Origin of the sequence: Enterococcus sp. 12C11_DIV0727, from assembly GCF_002148425.2 — a bacterium.
Classification (GTDB): Bacteria; Bacillota; Bacilli; order Lactobacillales; family Enterococcaceae; genus Enterococcus_L; species Enterococcus_L lemimoniae.
In genome coordinates, this window is the sequence record NZ_CP147248.1 from 3,551,360 (window position 1) to 3,568,937 (window position 17,578).

Here is a 17,578-nt window from a genome sequence, read left to right on the forward strand (position 1 = left end):
TTTGCTCATTTTTTTATGGATTAAAAAAGTTTGTACATTTTTTAGCAAACAATTTCTAACTTACAAATTTACTGTAGCATAACAATGAACACAGTGAATATAACAGTTGTTTGTCAAAAGATACGATTGGGAAGGCATTATATAAAACGGTTTCTCATTTGTGATTTTAATCACTAACCTTTGGTACGAAAGGTTTTAGGTATTTTAATGAAATTTAAAGAAATGATAACTTTTTACTTGCTCTTTTATCTGATTAGTGATAATTTGTAAGTGTAGTCGATAAAAAGTAATACAGTTTTTGACGCTGTTTTACTTTTTACGAAAAAAAGAAACGTAACAGAGAGGATTGTGTGACAAAATGGCAAAGGCAAAGAAACAAAAACCTATTGACTTTAAAGCACTTATGGAAAAAGTCGACGCTGATTTCCCAACATTTCAAATTTTAGATAAAGATGGGAAAATCGTAAACAAAGATGCTGTACCAGATTTATCAGATGACGAACTAGTAGAATTAATGACTCGTATGGTTTGGTCACGTGTATTAGACCAACGTTCAACTGCGTTGAACCGTCAAGGCCGTCTAGGCTTCTTCGCACCAACTGCTGGACAAGAAGCAAGTCAATTGGCAAGCCAATTTGCGATGGAAAAAGAAGATTACTTATTACCAGGTTATCGTGATGTACCTCAATTAGTTCAACATGGTTTACCATTAACAGAAGCTTTTCTTTGGTCTCGTGGCCACGTAGCGGGTAACCACTATGCGCCAGAATTAAATGCTCTACCACCACAAATCATCATTGGTGCCCAATACATCCAAGCAGCAGGAGTTGCTTTAGGAATGAAAAAACGCGGCAAGAAAAACGTTGTCTTCACTTATACAGGTGATGGCGGTTCTTCACAAGGTGATTTCTATGAAGCAATCAACTTTGCAGGAGCCTATCATGCAAACGGCGTGTTCATCATCCAAAACAATGGTTTTGCGATTTCAACACCTCGTGAAAAACAAACAGCAGCTAAAACATTAGCACAAAAGGCAGTAGCTGCAGGAATTCCAGGAATCGTCGTTGACGGAATGGATCCACTGGCAGTTTATGCAATTGCTAAAGAAGCTCGTGAATGGTCTGCAAATGGAAATGGTCCTGTTTTAATTGAAACATTAACTTACCGTTATGGTCCACATACATTATCAGGTGATGATCCAACTCGTTACCGTTCAAAAGACATGGATGACGAATGGGTACAAAAAGATCCACTAGTTCGTTTCCGTAAATATCTAGAAGACAAAGGCTTATGGTCTGAAGAAAAAGAAAACGAAGTAATCGAAAAAACGAAAGAAGAAATCAAAGTAGCAATTGCTGAAGCAGATAAAGTTCCAAAACAAAAAGTTTCTGATTTCTTGAAAAACATGTTTGAAGTTCAACCTCAAAATATTAAAGAACAAATTGCATTCTACGAAGCGAAGGAGTCGAAATAATCATGGCACAAAAAACAATGATCCAAGCAATTACAGATGCCTTAGCTCTTGAAATAGAGAAAGACGAAAACGTCTTGGTCTTCGGTGAAGACGTTGGTAAAAATGGCGGAGTTTTCCGTGCAACAGAAGGCTTACAAGAAAAATTTGGCGAAGACCGTGTCTTCGATACTCCTTTAGCAGAATCTGGAATCGGTGGTTTAGCTTTTGGTTTAGCTTTAGAAGGTTATCGTCCAGTTCCTGAAATCCAATTCTTTGGATTCGTATTTGAAGTCTTTGACGAAATTGTAGGTCAAATGGCTCGTACTCGTTACCGTATGGGTGGAACACGTAATATGCCTATTACTGTTCGTGCGCCTTTTGGTGGTGGTGTGCATACACCAGAACTTCACTCAGATAACTTAGAAGGATTGATTGCTCAATCTCCTGGTATCCGTGTCGTTATTCCATCAAATCCATATGATGCAAAAGGACTATTGATTTCTGCAATCAGAAGCAATGACCCTGTTGTCTATCTAGAGCACATGAAACTATACCGTTCTTTCCGTGAGGAAGTGCCGGATGAAGCGTACGAAGTGCCTTTAGATAAAGCAGCAGTAACCCGTGAAGGTACAGACGTTTCTATCATTACTTACGGTGCAATGGTTCGTGAAGCAATCAAAGCAGCTGACAACTTAGCGAAAGATAATATTTCTGTTGAAATCATTGACTTACGTACTGTCGCTCCTTTAGATGTTGAAACAATCATTAAATCAGTTGAAAAAACTGGTCGTGTAGTAGTGGTTCAAGAAGCACAAAAACAAGCTGGTGTTGGTGCTATGGTTGTTTCTGAAATTTCTGAACGTGCAGTATTATCCTTAGAAGCGCCAATTGGCCGCGTATCTGCTCCAGATACGATCTTCCCATTTGGACAAGCAGAAAACATTTGGTTGCCAAATGCTAAAGATATCGAAGCGAAAGCTAGAGAAATCGCAGAATTTTAATTAGAAACTAAACCAATTTGCTTTAAAAACATACTCTGATTTTCACGTGATATTTTTTATCACGTGGAAATTTAGCGCTGTTGTTTTCTGCAAATAACTAGTTAGACAGATACGATAAAGGAAGGGAAGGCTTAAAAAATGGCTTATCAATTTAAATTACCAGATATTGGTGAAGGTATTGCAGAAGGCGAAATCGTAAAATGGTTCGTTAAAGCAGGAGATACCATCAATGAAGATGATACATTATTAGAAGTTCAAAACGATAAATCTGTAGAAGAGATTCCATCTCCAGTTACAGGAACAGTTAAAGCAATCGTAGTACCAGAAGGCACAGTTGCAAATGTTGGAGATGTATTGATCGAAATTGATGCACCTGGACATCCTGAAAATGACGCTGCACCAGCAGCTCCAGCTCAAGAACAAACACCTGCGCAACCAGCAGCGACTCCAGAAGCGCCAGCAGCTGACAACGGCGGCGGTGTATTCCAATTTAAATTGCCAGATATCGGTGAAGGTATTGCAGAAGGCGAAATCGTAAAATGGTTCGTTAAATCAGGCGATACAATCAACGAAGATGATACATTATTGGAAGTTCAAAACGATAAATCTGTTGAAGAAATTCCTTCACCAGTTACAGGAACTGTTAAAAACATTGTTGTTCCAGAAGGTACAGTAGCAAATGTTGGAGATGTATTGATTGAAATCGATGCACCTGGACATAATTCTGCACCAAGTGCAGCAGCACCAGCAGCAAGTGCACCTGCCCAAACAGAACAAGCAGCACCAGCACCAGCAGCCTCAACAGGTGTTGTAGCAGCGGCTGATCCAAACAAACGTGTGTTAGCTATGCCATCAGTACGTCAATTTGCTCGTGAAAAAGATGTAGATATCACACAAGTTGCACCAACTGGAAAAGGTGGACGTGTCACAAAAGCGGACATCGAAGCGTTTATCTCAGGTGGTGGACAAGCAGCAGCACCAGCACAAGCTGAACAAACTGCGGCAACTCCAGCAGCAACTGAAACAGCAGCACCAAAAGCACCAGCTAAACCATTTGTTTCTGACTTAGGTGAAGCTGAAACACGCGAAAAAATGACACCAACTCGTAAAGCAATTGCTAAAGCGATGGTTAACAGTAAACATACTGCACCGCACGTTACACTGCATGACGAAGTTGAAGTATCTAAATTATGGGATCACCGTAAGAAATTTAAAGATGTTGCAGCAGCTAACGGTACGAAATTAACATTCTTACCATATGTTGTGAAAGCATTGACTGCAACGGTTCAAAAATTCCCAATCTTGAATGCATCAATTGATGATGCAGCACAAGAAATCGTTTATAAAAACTACTATAACATTGGTATTGCAACAGACACTGATCATGGTTTATATGTACCAAATGTTAAAAATGCGAACACTAAGAGCATGTTTGCAATCGCTGATGAAATCAACGAAAAAGCAGCTCTTGCAATCGATGGTAAACTAACTGCTGCGGATATGCGTGACGGTTCTATCACAATCAGTAATATCGGTTCAGTTGGCGGCGGCTGGTTCACACCAGTTATCAACTACCCTGAAGTAGCCATTTTAGGTGTAGGTACAATTGCAACTCAACCAGTTGTAAATGCAGACGGGGAAATCGTTGTTGGACGTGTCATGAAACTTTCAATGAGTTTTGACCACCGTATCGTTGATGGCGCAACTGCTCAAAAAGCAATGAACAACATCAAGCGTTTATTAGCTGATCCAGAATTATTATTAATGGAAGGATGATTATCACATGGTAGTAGGAGATTTCGCCATTGAATTAGATACAGTCGTAATTGGTTCAGGCCCTGGAGGATATGTTGCAGCGATTCGTGCTGCTGAAATGGGTCAAAAAGTTGCGATCATTGAACGTGAGTTTATCGGCGGTGTATGTTTAAACGTTGGATGTATTCCTTCTAAAGCATTGATCGCAGCGGGACATCACTATCAAGAATCACTAGATTCAACTATGTTTGGTGTAACAGCTAAAGACGTTGAGTTAGATTTTACAAAGACACAAGAATGGAAAGACAACAAAGTTGTTAATACTTTGACAAGCGGTGTTGGTTTCCTTCTTAAAAAACATAAAATCGAAATTATTGAAGGAGAAGCTTTCTTCGTTGATGAAAACACATTACGTGTGATCCATCCAGATTCAGCGCAAACTTACTCATTCAATAATGCAATCGTGGCAACAGGTTCTCGCCCAATCGAAATCCCAGGATTTAAATTTGGCGGACGTGTCTTAGATTCTACTGGTGGTTTGAACTTGAAAGAAGTACCTAAGAAATTTGTGATCATCGGTGGCGGTGTTATCGGTGCAGAATTAGGTGGCGCATATGCGAACCTTGGTTCTGAAGTAACGATTTTAGAAGGTAGTCCTTCAATTTTACCAACATACGAAAAAGATATGGTTAAACTAGTTACAGATGATTTCAAGAAGAAAAATGTAACAGTTGTAACGAAAGCAATGGCTAAAGAAGCCATCGACAATGGTGACAGCGTAACAGTTAAATATGAAGTAGACGGTAAAGAAGAATCAGTCACTGCTGACTACGTAATGGTAACTGTTGGACGTCGTCCAAACACGGATGATCTTGGTTTAGAACAAGCGGGTGTTGAAGTTGGCGAACGTGGTTTAGTTAAAGTGGACAAACAAGGTAGAACAAATGTATCAAATATCTTTGCTATCGGTGATATCGTACCAGGCGCGGCGCTTGCGCATAAAGCAAGCTACGAAGCGAAAATTGCTGCTGAAGCAATTTCTGGTAAAAAAGTAGAAGTGGACTACAAAGCAATGCCTGCTGTAGCCTTCACTGATCCTGAACTAGCAAGTGTTGGTATGACAATCGCTGAAGCCAAAGAAGCGGGCTTAGAAGCAACAGCTTATAAATTCCCATTCGCTGGTAACGGCCGTGCTATTTCTTTAGGTAAAACTGAAGGATTCGTACGTTTGGTAACAACAAACGAAGACAATGTGATTATCGGAGCACAAATCGGCGGAGTTGGCGCAAGTGATATGATTTCTGAATTATCATTAGCGGTTGAATCTGGTATGAATGCTGAAGATATCGCATTAACGATCCATCCACACCCATCTTTAGGGGAAATTACTATGGATGCTTCTGAATTGGCTTTAGGTTTGCCAATTCATATTTAAATAGCATATTTGTCACACAAAGAAAGACCGAGCTGGCCAAGCTCGGTCTTTTGTTTTTGTTTAATTTATGTTCATTCTTTTTCTGGATGTTGAAAATCTAAGGTAATAGCCATTGGCAGATAACATATAGATGATAGGGAGGTATTGAATCAAATATCTAGATCTACCGCCTTCAAATAAAAGTAGGTATAAAAATGCACCTAAAATAGTTAATTTAAATATAGCTAATAAAGCATCAAAATCATCATCTTTATACTTTTTTCTTGTAATGAACAACAGACCAACCAAGGTAATAATCCACATTAAATGCATAAAGAAACGGACTGTTTTAACTTTTTCACCTTGTTGATAGTAAGTATCCCGTAAAAATGTTTGTATAGAATCGGTTGACTGTACATATACTTGAGGACCACCATCTCTACCCCAGCCGAAATCACCGCGATCAGTATTGTTTGCATGTTTTTTCATTAGAAATTTTGTATAACCTGTAAAACCATAATTTTTAAGTCGTTCTACGATTTTAGCATTTGCATAGTTGATTTTCTCTTCTTTTGTAGGGATCGATAGGATAGCCTGTGTATCTTCTTCACTGAATCCCCCTGAGCCAGTTAATCCCATCATTACAAAATGTTGCCATGGTTTGGCTTGATCCTTATCAAGAACAATAAGTTTTTGGTGATCTTCGAATAGATGAAAAAGTTTTACTGTTCCAGCCAAAGGTAGACAAAAAAGTAAAATAATGAGAATCAATTTTTTTAGTTCTATCTTTTTAGAAGTCGTCATTAAGATCAATAGTTTGATAAGTATATATGCAACTAGAAAAACAATAGAAGAAGGTTTCAATAGATAAGCAATAGCAATAGAAGTGCCTAAAATAACGATTAAAGCCAAGTTGTTATTTTTTTGAGCTAATGAATAAAGCCAAAAAATAAAGCCAATGACTGGCAACATGATCGTATCTGTATAAATGACTAGAATCCATGGAGATAAAGCTAATGGGATAAACGCTAAGTAAAAGGAGAGATAGGCAATTTGCTTATTGAATAGATTTTTTGCTGCTAAAAAGATAAAAATGAAACCAATATCCATAAAAATCGTATTCACTAGTTGCCAGTACATCCAAGAATAACCTAAAGAGTGATGGAAAAAATTACCTATTTGACTTATAAAATACATTAAGAAGAAAAATAGACTATTATTCGGGTTTTTTGATAAATAAATACTAGCAATGGAGTCTGGCGAATTTTTAATCAATTCAGAAACACTAGCGTGAATCCCATCTACATCCCAACCGATCGGCACGTGAATGTAGTATAAGAGAATAACTTGTAGAATAAGAGTTAAAAAGAATAACAAACGGGTAATTAAGGCTATATTCTTTTTAAAAAAGTCTAAACACATCGATATTTTTTTTAAAGTATACAAACGAGTGTTTTCTGAATACAATGCGATACAAATAATAAAAACTAGGAATAATAATAAGATCCAAATTTTATCATTAATAGTTGAGATATCCAACAAACTACTTCTAAGTGCACCGTAAAGTGTGTATAAAATTGATAAAAGAAATACATAGTTTAAGAGCGAGAATAGTGTTTTTTTCATTTTAAATCTCCTGAAGGTTGAAATTATTTTTTATATTGTTTATAGAGTGGTGGAGTCTAATTGTTACAGTTCTTTCTACTTAACATTATAGAACAATAAACATGGTTAGGGAATATTTGATATAAAAAAATACTGAGAAAGTAAAAAGATTCTTTTACTTTTTCAGTGTTTAATTTTATTTAATACTATTTTTATTTTAGTGATGAAGCTCTTCGCCATCTTGTTCATCAATTCTATGAACCATCTCGAGCAATCCGCCGTTCCCTTCATCTAAAATTCGTTTTACTCGAGAAATAGTCGTGGTACTGCTACCAGTTGCTTCAGCGATGTCAGTATAGGTTTTATTTAGTAATAGTAGCTTTGCGATTTCAAACCGTTGAATCATAGAATCAAGTTCTTTTAATGTCATCAAGTCGTCAAAGTAATTGTAACAATCTTCCAATGTTTCTAAAGCTAATAGAGAACGGAAAAACTCATCGCCGTGGCCGTCTTGTATCTTGTCGATTTTCATAAGTTCCTCCTAATTTAAAAGCGAAGCGGACTCGTTTAGGCTTGACAGGAAAATAGGAAAAATTGATTGAGACGTTTTTTTGTCTCACGCCATTTTTATCTTTTTACCGAAAGGCTAGTCCGTGTAGCTAGATAACAGGTTTGTCAAACTCTGGTTAAAAATAACAGACTAATTTACACAAATAAATAAAAATACCCCCGTATTTCAATAGTAATTGCGCGCAATCATTTTCTTATTATAAAACTTTTTTCTATTTTGTCCAGTAAATTGAATAGCCTTAAGAGAAAGATGACATAAAAAGAGTGAAGTAAAACGAAAAGTTCGTTTTACTTCACTCTTTTAAAAATAAGCTCTTTTACTTAGAAATCAATTTTACTAAAGTATATTTTTTTTTCCCTTTTCTAACAATGATGAATTTCCCATCAAAGCTGTGATCTGAGGTTACAACAAAGTCTAATTCTTTGATACGGTCACCATTGATTGAAATTGCGCCATTTGTAATATCTTCTCTAGCTTGGCGTTTTGAAGGCTCAATGCCTAATTCAATCAACCAATCTACAAGGTTTTGATCAAGCGTTTCTGTTTCAACAGTTGGCATGTTTTTAAAGCCTTCTTCAATTTGTTTTGACGTTAGATTTTTTACATTACCAGAAAACAATGCTTCTGAAATCGCTAATGCGTCATTTAAGTCCGCTTCACTATGCACAAATTTAGTCATTTCAGCAGCTAATATGCGCTGTGCTTCACGTAAATGTGGTTCAGTTTCTACTTTGACTTCAAGTGCATCGATTTCTTCTTTTGTTAAGAAGGTAAAGAATTTCAAGTATTTGATTACGTCACGATCATCTTGGTTTACCCAGAATTGGTAGAACTCGTAAGGAGTTGTTTTTTCTGGATCAAGCCAAACGGCACCACCAGCAGTTTTACCAAATTTTGTGCCATCTGCTTTTAACATCAATGGAATCGTTAAACCAAAGGCTTTGGCATCTGCGCCTTCCTTTTTTCGAATCAAATCCAGACCAGCTGTGATATTCCCCCATTGGTCAGCACCACCAATTTGCATGCGGACGTTGTTATTTTGGAATAGGTGTAAAAAGTCCATTGATTGTAGGATTTGGTACGTGAATTCTGTAAATGAAATTCCCGTTTCCAAACGACTCGCTACGATATCTTTTGCAAGCATGGTGTTGATGTTAAAGAATTTACCAAAGTCTCTTAGGAAATCTAATAGAGTAAGACTATGTGTCCAATCGTAGTTGTTGACCAGCGTCAATGTGTTGTCAGTGTCGACTGCAAATAATTTTTCCATTTGACGTGTTAAAGAGTCAACGTTATGTTGAACTGTTTCCATTGTTTGTAACTGACGTTCTGTTGTTCTTCCACTTGGGTCTCCAATCGTTCCAGTTGCGCCACCGATCAAAATAAATGGATGGTGTCCAAATGCTTGGAATCTTTTTAGCATCATAAAAGGAATCAAATGCCCAATATGCATGCTATCTCCTGTAGGATCCACACCGCAATATAGTGAAATGCTCTCGGTTTCAACGTATGCGCGTAAACCTTCGCTATCTGTTTGTTGGTTGATGGCGCCACGCCATTCTAATTCATCAATAATGTTTGTCATGTTTCTTCTTCCTTTCCTAAATAAAATAAAAAACGCCCCATAGGCTATTAGCCTATGGGACGAACTCCGCCGTGTTACCACCCAAATTGTATATGAATTTATCATATACCTCTCAAATCTGTATCGTAGATAGACGCCTACTTACGGTAGGAAACTAAAAGTGTAATTCACAAAAAATGTATATGTCAACTCTCACTAAATGTTGACTCTCTGAAATAGGGACATTCTTGCTACTTCGCTTTATTAAAGTTTGATATGTTATTTTGTAGCAATTCTACGACAAATAAGCCAACTTGTCAAATACTTCTTTTTTTCGATTATTATTTTTGAATGAGGGGATTCTCATACAAACGGTTCTCTCTTTAATCTAGGTTTATTGAAAGTGGCAAGAGTGAAATGGAATTTCTGACAATTACGAACGAGCTTTTTACAAAAAGCTTTTTTATGCTATTTTTTTCACATAATTACTTTAACGCAGTAAAGCGTCGACGCGCTAGATAGAGTAGAAAAATGTTAAATAATGGGCTTTTTTTTTAATTCTACTCTTTTTGACTTGAAGGTAAATCGTACCTATACTTTGGGAGTGATTTCACATGTGGGAAACAAAAAATAAATTAAATCAGGAGGTCAATAGAAACATGAATAAGAAATTATCATTATTTGGATTAATCGGAATTACCATGGCCTTTTTCGGAACGGTTCGTAGTGTTCCAACGTTAGCATCGACAGGATGGGCACAAATATTTTATATGTTGATTGCAGCTTGTTGTTTTGCTTTACCAATTGCGTTGATTTCAGCTGAATTATCAACTGGTTGGCCAGAAGAAGGCGGACCACAAGTTTGGGTGCGTAATGCTTTTGGTGAAAAATGGGGTTTTGTTACGTCATGGTTATTATGGGTACAAATGTTTTTCGGAATGGTAATGGTAGCATCAACTGTTGGTGTATTACTTGGTTATGTAATCAACCGTCCCGATCTTGGACACAATAACTTATTTATTTTCATTATGATATTGATTTCATATTGGGGTATTACATTACTTAATTTGAAATTTGACATGGTTAAAATTGCTGGTGACTGGGGTGCTGTGATCGGTGTCTATATTCCTTTTGTTGCACTAGTTATTTTAGGGATGATGTACATGGCAAAACATGGGATCAACCAAGATAGTTATTTAGGTCATTTTGAAGCAAGCAAGTTATTACCAGATTTTAGTGACTTAGGTAGCTTACCAACCTTGACAGGGATCATCTTCATTTTTGCCGGAGTAGAAATTTCTTCTGTTCACGCCAATAATATTGATAATCCAAAACGGAATTATCCAATCGCGGTTATTGCATCTGTTTTACTATTAGTGGTCTTCAACTTAGCGGCTGGCTTAAGTGTAGCAGATAGCGTACCAGCTGGAAAAATGGAATTAGCAAATATTACACAACCATTTGTAATCATGACGCAAGATCTTGGAATTCCAGCGATTTTCAATAACATTATTTCTTTGATGATTTTAATCGGTGTACTTGTTCAATTAAGTGCTTGGGTTTTAGGACCAAGTAAATCAATGATCAAAGTTGCAGAAGAAGGGAATTTACCACCATTCTTCCAAAAACGTAATGCAAAAGGTATTCCAATCGTTTTTGTGATGATCCAAGCAATCGTTATTTCACTTGTTTCATTCTTGTACGTAGTAGTACCAGATATTAGTGCAGCGTTCTTGATTATTACAATTACAACAACAATTTTATATTGCGTAGTCTATCTATTGATTTCACTTTCAGCTATTAAATTGCGTTACAGCATGCCGAATGTTGAACGTCCATTTAGATTAGGCAGCAAAGGAAATGGGTTAATGTGGTTTGTTTCAGTCTTAGCTATCGTCAGTGTGATTGTTACGATCTTAGTCAGCTTGATTCCACCAACCTCTGTTCCTCAAAGTGGACATGTAGCATATGTGATTTATCAAGTAGCAGCAACTGTGATCATGATTGGTATTGCGTTGATCATTTATAAAAACAAAAAACCAGAATGGAAGAAACTCGATAAATAAGAGACGAGCATAAACATAAATTTTTTAGTATGACAAATTATGAAAATATTGGAGGAAATTATCGTGAAAAATTTCAATACTGACGATACGAATTTAAAAGCATTATTTATAGGTGACAAAGGTGAAAACGTTGATTTATTCAAAGAATTATTAAATAAAATGCTCGATGAGCATGTAGGCTGGAGACAAAATTATATGCCACAAGATTTACCAGTTATTACACCGCAAGATAGAAGTTCTAAAAGTTTCCAAGAAACGGCCGACAATATGAGAAGTGTTTTCAATGTGTTGTCTTCACGTTTAAGAACAGAATCTCTTCCTTGGCACTCAGCAGGCCGTTTCTGGGGCCATATGAACGCTGAAACATTAATGCCATCAATTATTGCTTATACAACAGCAATGCTTTGGAACGGCAATAACGTGGCTTATGAATCATCACCAGCAACATCACAAATGGAAGAAGAAGTTGGCTTAGAATTTGCTACATTGATGAGCTATAAAAATGGTTGGGGTCACATCGCAGCAGATGGTTCAATCGCTAACTTAGAAGGTCTATGGTATGCCCGCAATATGAAATCTTTACCATTCGCTATCAAAGCAGTTGTACCAGAAATGGTTGCAGGTAAAACAGATTGGGAATTATTAAATATGTCTACAACAGAAGTGCTAGATATTTTAGATCAAGTGCAAGACCAATTTGATGAAATCAAAGCGCAATCTGCTCGTAGTGGTAAAAACTTAGATAAATTAGGTAAATGGATCGTACCACAAACAAAACATTATTCATGGTTAAAAGCAGCAGATATTATCGGAATTGGGTTAGATCAAGTGATTGCTGGGGAAGTCAACAGTGAATATCGCATGGATATTGATAAATTAGAAGCCCAAATCCGTGATTTAGCAGCACAAGGAATTCCTACACTTGGTGTAGTTGGGGTTGTCGGCTCAACAGAAGAAGGTCAAGTTGACCGTATCGATCAAATCATTGCATTACGTGAAAAACTAGCGAAAGAAGGCATTTATTTCTACGTACATGTGGATGCTGCCTATGGTGGTTATGGTCGCTCAATCTTCTTAGATGAAAATGACCAGTTTATCGAATGGGATAATATTGAAGAAGTTTATGTAAAACATAACATCTTCCAAGAAAAAAATGATTGGTTAACAAGAGAAGTTTATGAATCATTTAAAGCAATCGAACAAGCTGAATCAGTAACGATCGATCCACACAAAATGGGTTACATCCCTTATTCAGCTGGTGGTGTCGTGATCAAAGATATCCGCATGCGTGACGTGATTTCTTACTTTGCAACATACGTATTTGAAAAAGGTGCAGATATTCCTGCATTACTAGGAGCTTATATTCTTGAAGGGTCTAAAGCTGGTGCAACTGCAGCTGCTGTTTGGACTGCTCATAAAGTATTGCCACTAAACGTAACTGGTTATGGTAAATTGATGGGCGCAAGTATTGAAGGAGCTTATCACTTCTATCATTTCATCGATGGCTTAGAATTTAAAGTCAGTGACAAAACAATCGAAATCCATGCTTTAACAAAACCAGATTTTAACATGGTCGATTATGTATTCAATGAAAAAGGCAATACAGATCTTGTGAAAATGAATAAATTGAATCATGATTTCTATGACTATGCTTCTTATGCAAAAGGCGGATTATATAACAATGAATTCATCACATCACATACCGATTTTGCTATCGAAGAATATGGTCACAGCCCATTTGAATTTGTTAACAGCCTTGGTTTCTCTCGTGCTGAATGGGAACGTGCTGATAAAGTAACGATTTTACGTGCAGCTGGTATGTCACCATACATGAATGACAAAGAAGTCTTTGATGACTATGCAGCAAAAATCAAAACAGCGATCCAAGAAAAATTAGAAGCGATCTACGCTGAGCAATAGAGTTGAATACTGTGGGTGCGGTAAGGCGATAAAACAGCTTTACCGCAGCTGCAGCTTTTCTACAAAAAAATAAATAAGAGGGAATGGTTGGGCACGGGCTCCTAGTTGCCAACTCTCTATAAAAATGTGAGGAACATGTATGAAAAAATATCAAGTAAATTTTAATGAAGCAGTTTTCTTATTAATAACATTATTGTTGATGATCGGTACAAGTATTATTGGCTTTGGCATTCCTGCTCATGTCGCTATATTGCTTGCGATTGGCTATTTGCTTTTGTTTGCGATGTATAAAAAGTTTTCTTGGGAGTTTGTTCATGATGCTTTGATTGAGGGGGTTACTTCTGGCATCATTCCTATGCTGGTCTTTATTTTGATTGGTGCTTTGATTAGTGTATGGATCTCCGTTGGAACGATTCCAACGATCATGGTTTTAGGTTTTTCTTTCTTATCGGTGAAGTTTTTTTTGCCGACTGTTTTTATTGTTTGCGGGATTGTAGGTGGTGCTGTAGGTAGCTCATTTACCACGATATCGACGATCGGAATTGCCTTTTTAGGAATGGGTAGTTTGATTGAGGTCGATCCAGCATTGACAACAGGTGCCATTGTTTCTGGGGCTTTCTTAGGGAATTCAATTTCACCACTTTCAGACACAGTAAACTTAGCTGCAGCAATTTCAGAAGTCGATTTATTTGAACATTTGAAAAATACATATAAAACAGCGATTCCTGCAGCGATCCTTTCCTTTGGTTATTTTTTGGTCATGGGGTTGCGCTATGATGGTGCTTTGGACAGTACAGGTATTCATGAAATTGTTAATACGTTAAATGCTAATTTTTCGATTTGGTTTGTTGAGCTAATTCCTTTAGCGATCTTGTTCATTTGTGCTTGGAAAAAAAATTCCAGCAATTCCGACCTTGTTATTGAGTATTTGTGCCTCACTTATTTTACTGTTCTTTACAACGAATCATTTTTCGTTTGTTGAAACAGCTGATATTATCCAAAATGGTTTTGTTGCTCATACAGGAAATGCACAAGTGGATGAACTGCTTTCTAGAGTCGGTATTCAAAGTATGATGTGGTCAGTTTCACTGATTATTTTAGCTTTAGCTCTAGGTGGCTTATTAGTAAAAATGGAAATTATCGAGTGCTTACTACAGCGCTTTGAAACAGTGATCAATTCCCGTCAAAAATTGATTTTTATTACGATGATGAGTTCGATTGGTATCAATGTGTTGATCGGTGAACAATATCTTTCAATCATTTTACCTGGAAAATCATTCATCAATAAATTTAAAGAAAAAAAAGTTCCGTTAACAATGTTATCTAGGAGCTTGAACGATGCAGGTTCAGTTGTCAATCCGTTGATCCCTTGGGGTGTGAGTGGGGTATTTATTTCAGGAACCTTAGGTATCGCCACAATCAATTATTTACCTTATGCGGTATTTTGTTACGCTTTACCATTAGTGTCATTTTTTATTACGATTATGAGTAAAAAGAAAACTGAAAAATAATAAATCAAACAATACAACCTACTCTGAAAAAGGAATTAGGTTGTATTTTTTTTATTTATTCGCCGAACGTTTTAAGTTCTTCACTATACAATAAATCATCGATTTCCGTGATAGTTAAATGATGAGTGATACCATAGATCACGACTGCATCCCAAGGGTGTTTAGGATAAAGTTGGGCATACCCAGTTTTTTTCATCAACTCATTGGTTTCTTCTAAAAGTAAGTCCAAACCGATGGCTAGAGCAATTACTTTTTCCCTTGAGGGATTTCGTTTTCCATCAAAATATTGATACCCAGTTGCTTCAGTGATTCCGGCTTTTTTTAGTACAGTGCTTTTGGTTATTTTCTTATTAAGCAGCCAAGTATTTAGATAGTCTTTTAGCATTTGGTCGATCGTGTGGTCCCGAGTTTCAGAAAGGGCGGTTTGAAAATTTTCGGCTTTTTTTAATGAATGAAGTAATGTATCCGTATCTTTTTCTTGCATAGTAAAATCTCCCATATTTACAATATCATATTGCTATTATACATTGATTTTAGCAAAGTGAGCACGTATTTCTTTAGTTTATTTGCTATAATAAAAAAAGTAAACCAAAAAATGGAGTGTAATAATGGGAAATGTAAATAATCTAAAGCAATTTTCTTATAAAGAAATTGAACCATTAACAGATCAAATCAATGGACCGATTCTTGTTAGAGAAAACGATACGAAAGAATTTTTTGTCAAAAAATGTTACCCGCTTTATTTGCAGGATAATTTGATGACACTTCAAAAAATTAAACAAAGTAATTTACCTCGAATTCAAGAAGTTGTGAGCGAGTATGGGCAACTTTATTTATACGAAGAATTTATTCACGGGAAAACATTGTCAGAAATCATTAAAACGTCCGAAACGTTGGAGACTAAAATGATTTTGAAACTAACGCTGGATTTATTAGAGGCTCTGATTGCTCTTCACAGAGAAGGGTTAGTTCATCGTGATGTGAAACCTGGAAACATTATGCTGACGAATGATGGTGTGTTAAAATTGATCGATTTTGATGCGGTGAGGGTATTTGAAGAGGAGAAAGAAACGGACACGGTGCAGTTGGGAACAATCGGTTTTGCCTCACCGGAACAGTTTGGCTTTGCGCAAACAGATGCCAGAAGTGATCTCTATGCGGTAGGAGTCGTGATCAATGTTTGTTCGATCAAAGAGTATCCTAAAAATCAACTGAGCTACGATCCGTTTTTACATGATATTATTGTGAAAGCCACAAAATTGGACCCTAAAAATCGCTATCAGTCAGCAATGGAAATGCAAGCAGAGGTTAAAGAAAAATGGAATCAGTTAAACCTAGCTCAACAGCAGACAGTTGAACCAGATGGAATTTCTAAAAGGGTCATTGATGATAGTGAACAGCAACATGTAACGACGCCAATCCGTTCGTTTTTAAGCAAATATGTACCGGGATTTCGGACCGGCCAGCCATGGAAGATGACATTGGCAATTATTTATTATGTGTTTGTATTGATTGGATTACCAGGAACTATCTACGAAGGCAGAACAATGAGTGAAAAGCTGTTATTAGGTCTAGACGGCAGTATTCTTTTCATTTTACCTGTGCTGTTATTTACGAACTTTCTAAACTTTCATGAAAAAATTCCCTTGCTGAACGCTAAAAAAAATATCCTGCGTGGAATTGGATATAGTTTGTTGGTTCTTAGTTGGTTGGTCTATTATGGTTTATTTTTATTTGTTACCAACGGAGGCGTTAGAAAGTAATTGAATAGTTATTTCATTAAAATTATGCAAAATGCATAAGATTCTCCTTTAGCATTTTAGTATGATTAACATGTATCAGCGGACTAAATAACAAAGGAGACAAAAAAATGAGCATGAAGAAAATTGTTTTGATTGGGGTCGGCATTTTAGTAGTAGGCGGTATTCTAGCAAATATGGGTTCTGATTCTAAAGAAGAAGGAAGCACCAAAAAAGAAGCGACTACAAGTAACGTAACAAAACCTAAAAAAGGGACGACCACAAGTAAAGTACTAGAAAAACAAGAAGAAGCTCCAGCTGAAACTGATGCAGGTGATTTAGGTGATTATCATGTTGTGATTAAAGAATTGACCTTTGCAAAAGATTACGATGGAGCAGATGTTGCGGTGATTGATTATGAGTTTACAAATAACAGCGATAAAAATGCGATGTTTGTATCATCGATCACAACAAAAGCTTTTCAAAATGGGATTGCTTTAGAAACGGCTATTATGATGGAATCAGGGTATGTGGATTCCTTGACTGAAATCCAACCAGGAGCGACATTGAATTTAAAGGTTCCTTATAAATTAGCAGATATGACCGCACCGGTATCCGTTGAGGCAACCAAATTATTTAGTAACAAAGTGAAATTAACAAAAGAGTTTATTTTACAGTAAATTGGGGATGTAAAAGGGTTGAAAAAGGTGGTTTAGCTAGCTTTTCTTTCAGAGAAAATAACTAGCTTTTCGCTTCAAAAGAGGCAAAGGAATGAAGTACCATTCCTTATATATGGCTAGGTATTGGTGTTAGTAGAACAGGTAGCAGTTAAGATATCGTTATTTGGTCCGAAATCAAGTAGTCTTTGCTACCTGACTGATTTTCCAAATACGAGAATAGCCGCAACCACAAAAAAGTGAACGCTTGGAGTAACATCCAAACGTTCACTTTTTTTTATTCTGTTGGTGGAACAGAGCTC

The 17,578-nt window shown here is 36.6% G+C and carries 12 protein-coding genes, 1 pseudogene and 1 other annotated feature; of the genes and pseudogenes, 9 read left to right on the top strand and 4 right to left on the bottom strand.

All coding sequences use genetic code 11. The features are described from left to right. Positions 1 to 358: 358 nt before the first annotated feature. The 4 genes from pdhA (at position 359) to lpdA (ending at position 5,644) form a co-directional block, all read left to right on the top strand. Positions 359 to 1,474, top strand: a complete 1,116-nt coding sequence (gene pdhA, locus A5866_RS16955) for a pyruvate dehydrogenase (acetyl-transferring) E1 component subunit alpha (protein WP_010764467.1) — start codon at positions 359 to 361, stop codon at positions 1,472 to 1,474. 2 nt (positions 1,475 to 1,476) lie between these two features. Continuing rightward, positions 1,477 to 2,454, top strand: a complete 978-nt coding sequence (locus tag A5866_RS16960; RefSeq protein WP_025869282.1) for an alpha-ketoacid dehydrogenase subunit beta — start codon at positions 1,477 to 1,479, stop codon at positions 2,452 to 2,454. A 138-nt stretch (positions 2,455 to 2,592) separates the two neighbouring features. Further along, on the top strand, positions 2,593 to 4,230 hold the full coding sequence (locus tag A5866_RS16965) for a dihydrolipoyllysine-residue acetyltransferase (protein WP_086444745.1): 1,638 nt from the start codon (positions 2,593 to 2,595) through the stop codon (positions 4,228 to 4,230). A 7-nt stretch (positions 4,231 to 4,237) separates the two neighbouring features. Further along, complete coding sequence (gene lpdA / locus A5866_RS16970) at positions 4,238 to 5,644, top strand: dihydrolipoyl dehydrogenase (protein ID WP_010760823.1); 1,407 nt, start codon at positions 4,238 to 4,240, stop codon at positions 5,642 to 5,644. 60 nt (positions 5,645 to 5,704) lie between these two features. Here lpdA and A5866_RS16975 read toward each other — a convergent pair whose 3' ends face one another. The 3 genes from A5866_RS16975 to tyrS form a co-directional block, all read right to left on the bottom strand. Continuing rightward, positions 5,705 to 7,249 (bottom strand): glycosyltransferase family 39 protein, encoded by a 1,545-nt coding sequence (locus tag A5866_RS16975; RefSeq protein WP_339099705.1) that lies wholly within the window; start codon positions 7,247 to 7,249, stop codon positions 5,705 to 5,707. 196 nt (positions 7,250 to 7,445) lie between these two features. Then, positions 7,446 to 7,760 (bottom strand): YerC/YecD family TrpR-related protein, encoded by a 315-nt coding sequence (locus A5866_RS16980; protein ID WP_339099706.1) that lies wholly within the window; start codon positions 7,758 to 7,760, stop codon positions 7,446 to 7,448. 355 nt (positions 7,761 to 8,115) lie between these two features. Then, positions 8,116 to 9,384, bottom strand: a complete 1,269-nt coding sequence (tyrS, locus tag A5866_RS16985; RefSeq protein ID WP_086444743.1) for a tyrosine--tRNA ligase — start codon at positions 9,382 to 9,384, stop codon at positions 8,116 to 8,118. 52 nt (positions 9,385 to 9,436) lie between these two features. After that, positions 9,437 to 9,640 (bottom strand) — a binding site (T-box leader). Positions 9,641 to 10,022: 382 nt separating this feature from the next. On the opposite strand from tyrS, the gene tyrP reads away from it, so the two are divergent. The 3 genes and pseudogenes from tyrP to A5866_RS17100 all read left to right on the top strand — a co-directional run bounded on the left by tyrP (position 10,023) and on the right by A5866_RS17100 (position 14,860). After that, complete coding sequence (gene tyrP / locus A5866_RS16990) at positions 10,023 to 11,429, top strand: tyrosine-tyramine antiporter (protein WP_086445533.1); 1,407 nt, start codon at positions 10,023 to 10,025, stop codon at positions 11,427 to 11,429. Between the two features lie 39 nt (positions 11,430 to 11,468). Further along, the gene (gene tdc / locus A5866_RS16995; RefSeq protein ID WP_217871584.1) at positions 11,469 to 13,349 is read left to right on the top strand and encodes a tyrosine decarboxylase; all 1,881 of its coding nucleotides are present in this window, start codon (positions 11,469 to 11,471) and stop codon (positions 13,347 to 13,349) included. 139 nt (positions 13,350 to 13,488) lie between these two features. After that, positions 13,489 to 14,860 (top strand): annotated as a pseudogene (locus A5866_RS17100) (Na+/H+ antiporter NhaC family protein). A gap of 55 nt (positions 14,861 to 14,915) precedes the next feature. Here the strand turns inward: A5866_RS17100 and A5866_RS17010 are convergent. Next, positions 14,916 to 15,344 (bottom strand): helix-turn-helix domain-containing protein, encoded by a 429-nt coding sequence (locus tag A5866_RS17010; protein WP_086281203.1) that lies wholly within the window; start codon positions 15,342 to 15,344, stop codon positions 14,916 to 14,918. A 124-nt stretch (positions 15,345 to 15,468) separates the two neighbouring features. On the opposite strand from A5866_RS17010, the gene A5866_RS17015 reads away from it, so the two are divergent. Both A5866_RS17015 and A5866_RS17020 read left to right on the top strand, forming a co-directional pair. Then, positions 15,469 to 16,623 carry a serine/threonine-protein kinase gene (locus A5866_RS17015; RefSeq protein ID WP_339099709.1) on the top strand — a complete coding sequence of 385 codons (1,155 nt, stop codon included), beginning with the start codon at positions 15,469 to 15,471 and terminating at the stop codon, positions 16,621 to 16,623. Between the two features lie 107 nt (positions 16,624 to 16,730). After that, positions 16,731 to 17,279 (top strand): DUF5067 domain-containing protein, encoded by a 549-nt coding sequence (locus tag A5866_RS17020; RefSeq protein ID WP_086281209.1) that lies wholly within the window; start codon positions 16,731 to 16,733, stop codon positions 17,277 to 17,279. The last annotated feature ends 299 nt before the right edge of the window (positions 17,280 to 17,578 follow it).